5 protein-coding genes are annotated in these 6,983 nt (G+C 73.6%); 1 reads left to right on the top strand and 4 read right to left on the bottom strand.

From position 1 onward, the window contains the following. Window positions 1–804 (top strand): hypothetical protein (locus ETD96_RS45375; protein WP_171069433.1); only part of this gene is annotated, 804 nt, incomplete at its 5' end. Here ETD96_RS45375 and ETD96_RS38225 read toward each other — a convergent pair. The 4 genes from ETD96_RS38225 to ETD96_RS38240 all read right to left on the bottom strand — a co-directional run. Continuing rightward, window positions 773–1,573, bottom strand: a complete 801-nt coding sequence (locus ETD96_RS38225; protein ID WP_138641373.1) for an SAM-dependent methyltransferase — start codon at window positions 1,571–1,573, stop codon at window positions 773–775. The two genes, ETD96_RS45375 and ETD96_RS38225, sit on opposite strands and share 32 nt — an antisense overlap. A 112-nt stretch (window positions 1,574–1,685) precedes the next feature. Then, window positions 1,686–2,861 (bottom strand): DNA polymerase IV, encoded by a 1,176-nt coding sequence (dinB, locus tag ETD96_RS38230; RefSeq protein ID WP_240808524.1) that lies wholly within the window; start codon window positions 2,859–2,861, stop codon window positions 1,686–1,688. Between the two features lie 82 nt (window positions 2,862–2,943). Next, window positions 2,944–5,868 carry a glycoside hydrolase family 48 protein gene (locus ETD96_RS38235; protein ID WP_240808525.1) on the bottom strand — a complete coding sequence of 975 codons (2,925 nt, stop codon included), beginning with the start codon at window positions 5,866–5,868 and terminating at the stop codon, window positions 2,944–2,946. Between the two features lie 121 nt (window positions 5,869–5,989). Next, window positions 5,990–6,983, bottom strand: a 994-nt coding sequence (locus tag ETD96_RS38240) for a LacI family DNA-binding transcriptional regulator (RefSeq protein WP_205719668.1), incomplete at its 5' end; no start/stop codon positions are given.

The following is a 6,983-nucleotide window of genomic DNA, read 5'->3' on the forward strand; positions in this document are numbered from 1 at the left end:
GAGCAGACGACGGCCGTGCGCGGCGCGGGGCCGGGGGCCGGGCTGCCGGTGCCCGCCGGCGCGGCGGGGCCGCTCGCCCCGTTCGCCGACCGGGCGCGGGTCCGGCCGCGGTACCGGGCGATCCTGGCGGTGGACATCGAGGCGTCCACGACGCGCACCGACCCGGTGAAGGCCGAATTGCGCCGCACGCTCTACCGGCTCCTGGAGGAGGCGTTCAACCGCGCCGGAATCGGGCCGCGGCACCGCGAGGAGTACGTCGACCGGGGCGACGGGGTCCTCGTTCTGGTGCGCCCTTTCGACGAGGTTCCGAAAACGCTGCTGCTGCACCCGGTGGTGCCGCTGCTGTCCGCACTCCTCGCCGAATACAATTCGGCGCAGACGATCACGTCCGGCGGCGACCGGCGAATTCGGGTGCGGGTGGTGGTGCACGCCGGAGAGGTGCACAACGACGGGCACGGCAATTTCGGCGAATCCCTCGACGTCGCCTTCCGGCTGCTGGACTCGGCGGAGGCGAAGGGCGCCCTGCGGCGCACCCGCGGGCCGCTGGCGCTGGTCGTGTCCGAGGACATCTACCACTCCATCGTCCGGCACGGGTACGAGGGGATCCGCGCCGACTCCTACGTCCCGCTCGTCCGGCTGGAGGTCACCGGCCGCAGCCACCAGGGCTGGGTGCACGACGCCGGCGCCGCCCCGGCGCGCGTCCACCGGCGCACCGCGCGCGCCGCGCGCGACGGCCTGCCCGTGTGGCGGCGCCGCCTGCGCGCCCTCGCGGTCAGCGGCGGCGGCCCACGCCCGCCAGGGTGAAGGCGCGCTCCGGGTGCGCGGTCCCCGGCCCGTCGGGGCGCCACAGCGGGGTGAAGGTCAGGCCGGGCTCCACGAGGTCGAAGCACGCGACGATGTCGAGGATCTCGGCCCGGCCGCGGCCCCAGAAGTGGCCGCTGGTCGGCTTGAACACCCGGCCGACGTCGCCGCCGGACTCGGGCTCGGGCTCCTGCGTGATGTGCGTGAACACCAGGTGGCTGCCGGGGGCGAGGGCATCGTGCAGGCGCCGCAGCACGGCGGCGGCCTCGGCCGCGTCCGGGATGAAGTGCAGGACGCGGTCGAGCACGACCGCCACCGGCCGCTCGAAGTCGATGAGCGCGCGGACCTCCGGGTCGTCGGCGACGGCCTCCGGGCGCCGCGGGTCGCACCGGACGAACGCGGCCCGCCGCGTCCGGGCGAGCAGCGCGCGGGCGTGCGCCAGCACCACCGGGTCGCCGTCGGCGAACACGACGGCCGAGTCGGGCGCGACCTGCGCGGCGACCTCGTGGACGTTCCCGCGCGCGGGCAGCTTGCTGCCGATGTCGATGAACTGCCGGACGCCCGCGCGGGCGAGGAACCGCACCGCGCGGCCGATGAAGGCATGGTTCTCCCGTGCCGCCGCCCGCGCCTCGGGGATGACGGCGAGCAGCTGCTCGGCCACCTCCCGGTCGGCCGCGTAATTGTCCTTGCCGCCGAGCAGGTAGTCGTAGATCCGCGCCGTGTTCGCCGTGACCAGATCCACGTCGGCGGGAGTCCACCTCTCATCGGCCATCGCAAAGCTCCGCTCATCCCCGGTCAAATGATCGTCTCATGGAACGCGGAGTGCTCGCGCCGGAACCCACCGTGAGGCACGCGGGCGCGGGCGCGGGCGCGGCGGAGCAGCCCTAGTCGGGCAGCAGCGGGACCTGCACGCCCTGGTCGCGGTTCAGCAGGACGGCGCGGGTGATGGCGGACGGGCCGAACCGCTCCCGGACGCCGTCCACCGCGCCGTCCACGGCCATGGCCTGGTCGAACGGCAGCGCGAGCTGGACGGCCCGGTCGTCGTGCAGGTTCCCGAGCGAGACGCCGATCAGGGTCAGCCCCCGGCTCTCCACCAGCGGCGCCGCGGCGGCGAGCAGCCCCCGCGCCGCCGCCAGGATCGCCGGGGTGTCGGCGGTCGCCTGCGCCAGCGTGTGCGAGCGGGTGGCGCGGGCGTAGTCGCCGAACCGCAGCCGGAGGGTGACCGTCCGGCACACGCGCCCGGCCTTGCGCAGCCGCCCGCCGAGCCGGTCGACGAGGCCGACGAGCATGGCGTCCAGCTCCGCGGGCGACCGGCGGCGGCGCCCGAGGGCGCGCTGCGCGCCCATGGACCGGCGGCGCACGCCCGTCCGCACCGGGCGGGGGTCGCGGTTGAGCGCGAGCGCGTGCAGGTGCCGCCCCGCACCCGGGCCGAGCAGCGACACCAGCGCCGACTCGGGCATGTCCGCCACGTCGCCCACGGTCTCCACGCCGTACCCGGCCAGCTTGGCGGCGGTCGCCGGGCCGACGCCCCACAGCCGCCGCACCGGGAGCGGGCGCAGGAACTCCAGCTCCCCGTCCGGCGGCACCACCAGCAGCCCGTCGGGCTTGGCGACGCCGCTGGCGACCTTGGCGAGGAACTTGGTGCGGGCGACCCCGACCGTGATCGGCAGCCCGACCTCCTCGGCGACCTCCCGCCGCAGCCGGGCGGCCACCTCCGCGGGGTCCCGGCGCAGCCCGTCCACGTCCAGAAACGCCTCGTCGATCGACAGCCCCTCGACGAGCGGCGTGGTGGCCCGGAAGACGGCGAACACCGCCTTGCTCGCCGCGCTGTAGGCGCTCATCCGCGGCGGCACCACGACCGCGCGCGGGCAGAGCCGCCGCGCCTGCCCGCCGCTCATCGCAGTGCGCACCCCGTGCGCCTTGGCCTCGTAACTGGCGGCCAGCACCACGCCCATCCCGACGATGACCGGCCGCCCGCGCAGCGACGGATCGTCGCGCTGCTCGACCGACGCGTAGAACGCGTCCAGGTCGGCATGCAGGATCGTCGCGGCACCGGACACGAACATATGTTCGCATAGCCGGAGTCTGGGCAGGTAGGGGCCCGTGGCGACAGAACGCCGCCACGGGCCGCGGGGTGGGTGGTTACTCGTTGAAGAGGCGGCCGTAGTCGGCCATGGCGAGGGCGATGTCCGCCTGCGCCCAGAAGCGGTGGTAGGTGAAGGTCGGCGCGGTCGAGGTCTCGCCGTTGGCGTAGGCCATGACGCGCTGGTAGTCGGGGTCGCTCTTGTAGAAGGAACGGATGGAGATGAAGGTCGAGTTGGAGTTGATCGGGTCGCCGTTCGGCATGGTGCCCGTCCAGCCGGACGGGACGTAGACCGGGTCGGTGAGGCGGTTGTAGTCGGCCCGGGTCTCCTGCACCGACACGCCCTTGGCGTCAGCGTGCTTCCACATGGCGTCGAGCAGGTCCTTGGCGGCCTTCTTGGCGTCGGCGTCGCCGGACTTGGCGGCGTAGTACGTCAGGGTCTTGGCGTACGCGGCGGCCACGCCGACGTCGTTGGTGTAGTCCTGCACGGTGACGTGCAGGCCGGTGTTGGCCGGCGGCATGCCGCTGGCCGACGACCAGTTCGCGTCCGGCTGCCCGGTCCACTTGAGCGTGGACGGGATCTTGATGCTGCCGGTGGACGGGTCGACGGTCGTCTGCGACAGCGCCCACGAGACCCACTTGTCGAGGATCGCCTTGGCGTTCGCGTCACCGGTGACCTGGTAGTACTCGGCGACGCGCTCCATCGACCACGCCTGGAAGCCGAACCACTGGTTGCTCGGCGGGTCGTGGTAGACGGGCTGCCAGTCGTAGGCCATGCCGTAGAACTCGGTGAGGCCGGTCGGCGGGGTGCTGTAGCTGCCCTCCCAGCTGTTGGTGACACCGCCGGCGATCCCGCCCTCGGCGGACTGCAGCCACTTGTAGAGCTGCAGCTGCCGGGTGAGGCTCTTCTCCCAGTCGGCCTTGGCCGTGGCGCCCTTGGGGGCGAGCGCGGCGTCGTTCACCAGCGCGTAGGCGGCCAGGGGGTTCTGGTAGCCGAAGTGCGAGGCGCCGTCGCCGATGCGCCAGGCCCAGCCGGCGCTCGTGTCCGTGGCGCCGCCCCAGGCGTAGTACCAGGACAGCAGGTAGTGCTCGCTGTCCTTGCCCGTCCCGGCCGGGCAGGACGTGGCGGGGTGGCAGTCGCCGATCTTCTTGAAGTACTTGTCGAAGAAGGAGTAGCGCAGGTAGTCGCCCATCTTGCCTGCCTTGGCGACGGTGGCCGAGACGGAGCCGGCCTTGCCCTGCTCCGCGGCCCAGGTGTTCGCCCAGTACGCGGCCTGGATGGCGCGCGCGTCGGCGTCGGGGGCGTCGGTGAACTTCCACTGCTTGGCGTAGGACGAGTCCTTGATGAACAGGTCGAGGTAGCCGTTGGTGCCGCCGAACGCGAACTTGTCGCACGTCGGCTGCGGGACGGTCTCGAACACCGACTCCTGGGCGCCGCGCTGGTAGGTGTTGATGTAGGACGGGCCGTCGGCGCTCGGGCCCTCCTCGCAGCCGCCGCCCGGCGTGTTGCCGTAGCCGTACACGTTGTCGACGTCCTGCAGCCAGTGCATGCCGTAGATGTCGTCGGTGCCGTAGGCGGACTTCAGCTCGCTCGCGATCGGGTCCTGCCCGACCGGGATGTTGCCGTCGATCTGCGACGGGTAGTCGCTGACCTCGGGGTGCTCGGCGGCGTAGGTGGCGGGCTTGGACGCGTTGTAGAAGGAGTTCGTCGGCTGGTCCGCGCGGGTCGGGATCATGTACTTCTCCATCAGCGCCCACGCGGCGTTGAAGGGGGCCCAGTTCTGCGTGACCTTGCCGTACATGGCCTCCAGCCAGATGAGGTAGCTGTAGGCCTCGGACGTGGTCTCGTGCCCGTGGTCGGGCGCCTCGACCATGAAGGTCTCGACCGAGTGGTACGGGATGCCCTCGGGGCTGAAGTAGCCGTTCGCCGGGTCCTTGATCTTGTTGTACTGGTCGAGGAACCGCTGGGTGTAGGTGTCGCCGCCGGTGGCCACCTCGGTCGCGGTGACGGTGGCCGCCGCGTAGCCGGTGGCCGACGAGGTGAACGTCGCCTGGCCCGTCCCGGAGTCGTCCGCGGTGATCGTCACGTTCTGCGCGGTCGACCAGTTCTGCGGCGTGAACGTGAGCGATCCGCCGCCGGTCACCGACAGGCCGCTGTTGCCCGCGGTGCGGGCGGTCGTCACGGTGACGTTCGAGGACGGCGCCTCCGACAGCTTCACCGCGTACGTGGCCGTGGAGCCCTGCGCGATGGTCAGCGTCGCCGGGTTGGCCACGACGCTCGCCTCGGCCGCGACCGTGATGCCGACCGGCGCGGACTCGGCCGTGCCGCCGGCGCTGTCGGTCACCTTGGCGTAGAGCGAGTAGCCGCCCGCGGCGGTGGGCGTCCAGTTCAGCGCGTAGGGGGCGGTGGTGTCGGCGGCGCCGAGCGGGCCGTCCTGGTCGAAGAACTCGACCTTGGAGACGGTCGCGCCGGTCCCGGCGGTGGCGGTCGCCGCGAGCGGCACCGAGGCGCCCACCGAGTAGGTGGCCCCGGCGGCCGGGCTGGTCAGCGCCACCTTCGGGGCGGACGTGCTGCCGTTGCAGGGCGTGCCGTTCAGCGTGAAGGACGTCGGGTCGGTGTTGGTCCCGCTGTAGGTGAACTGCGCGCCGATGTTCACGGTCGCACCGGACGCCAGCGACCCGTTCCAGCTCTCGTTCTGGACGGTGACGTCCTGGCCGGACTGCGACCACTTGCCCGACCAGCCGCTCGCCAGCTTCTGGTTCCCCGCGTAGGAGTACTTCAGCGTCCAGCCGTTCAGCGCGTCACCCTGGTTGGTGATGTCGATGCTCGTCGTGAAACCGCTGCCCCAGTCGTTCTTCTTGTAGACGACCTTGCACGCGGCGGCGGCGGCGTGCGCGGGCGCCAGCACCCCTAGGCCACTGCAGAGCAGGGTCAGCGTCGCGCCCACGGCCGTGAACGCGCGCCATCGTTGCCGTCTTCTCACCGTTGTTCCTTCCTGAGTCACCCGGCGTGCGGGCATACCGGGCTCCACCGCCGGCGGACTCCGGCGGTGGCGTCTCTTCAAGGGGCGCGCCGCGAGGCGGGCGCGCGTCAGGCCGGGGCCGTCAGCCGGACTCCCGGATGATCAACTTGGTGCGCAGCACCACGCGGCGCTCGGTGTTCGGCCGGCCGCCGGTGCAGGCGCGCAGCTCGCGGGCGAGCCGGGCGCCGAGGTCCTCGGCGGGCTGCCGGACGGTGGTGAGCCGGGGCCGCACCTGCCGGGCGACGGGCGCGTCGTCGAAGCCGACGACGGCGACGTCGTCGGGCACCCGCCGGCCGGCCCGGCGCAGCGCGCTGAGCGCGCCGACCGCCATCTGGTCGGACGCGGCGAGCACGGCGTCGACGTCCGGCCGGCGCTCCAGCAGCCGGCGCATCGCGCGCTCGCCGGACAGTCGGCCGAAGTCGCCCTGGCAGACGAGCCCGTTGACGCCCATCCCGGCCTCCCGGGCGGCGAGCCGGTAGCCGGCCAGCCGGTCGACGGCCGCGCCCATGTCGGCGGGCCCGGCGATCGTGCCGATGCGGCGGCGGCCGGTGGTGAGCAGGTGCCGGACGGCGGCGTGGGCGCCGCCGCGGTTGTCGACGTCGACGTAGGGCAGCGCCACCTCGTCGAGGGGGCGCCCGGCCAGCACCACGGGGGCGCCGGCCGCGGCCTGCACCAGCGGGGCGACCTGGTCGCGGCGGGCGCCGACGAGCAGCACGCCCTCGGCCCGGCCGCCGCGCAGGTAGCCGGTGGTGGCGCGCCACTCGTCCGGCCGGCCGGCCATGAGGACGACCAGCGGCGCGCGGCCGTCCAGCTCGCGCCGCACGCCCCACAGCAGGCGCGCGAAGTAGGGGTCGCCGAGGACGCGGCAGGCGTCCTCGCACACCACGGCCGCGATCGTGCCGGAGGACTCCCGGTCGGGGGAGCCGCCGCGGCGGCGGACGTAGCCGAGCCGCTCGACGGCCGCCTCCACCTGGAGGCGGGCCGTCCTGCTGACCCGCGCCGAGCCGTTGAGCACGCGGGACGCGGTCGCGGGCGACACGCCGGCGAGCTCGGCGACGTGGGCGAGGGTCGGGGGC

Source organism: Actinomadura geliboluensis (assembly GCF_005889745.1).
In the GTDB taxonomy this organism is placed as follows: domain Bacteria; phylum Actinomycetota; class Actinomycetes; order Streptosporangiales; family Streptosporangiaceae; genus Spirillospora; species Spirillospora geliboluensis.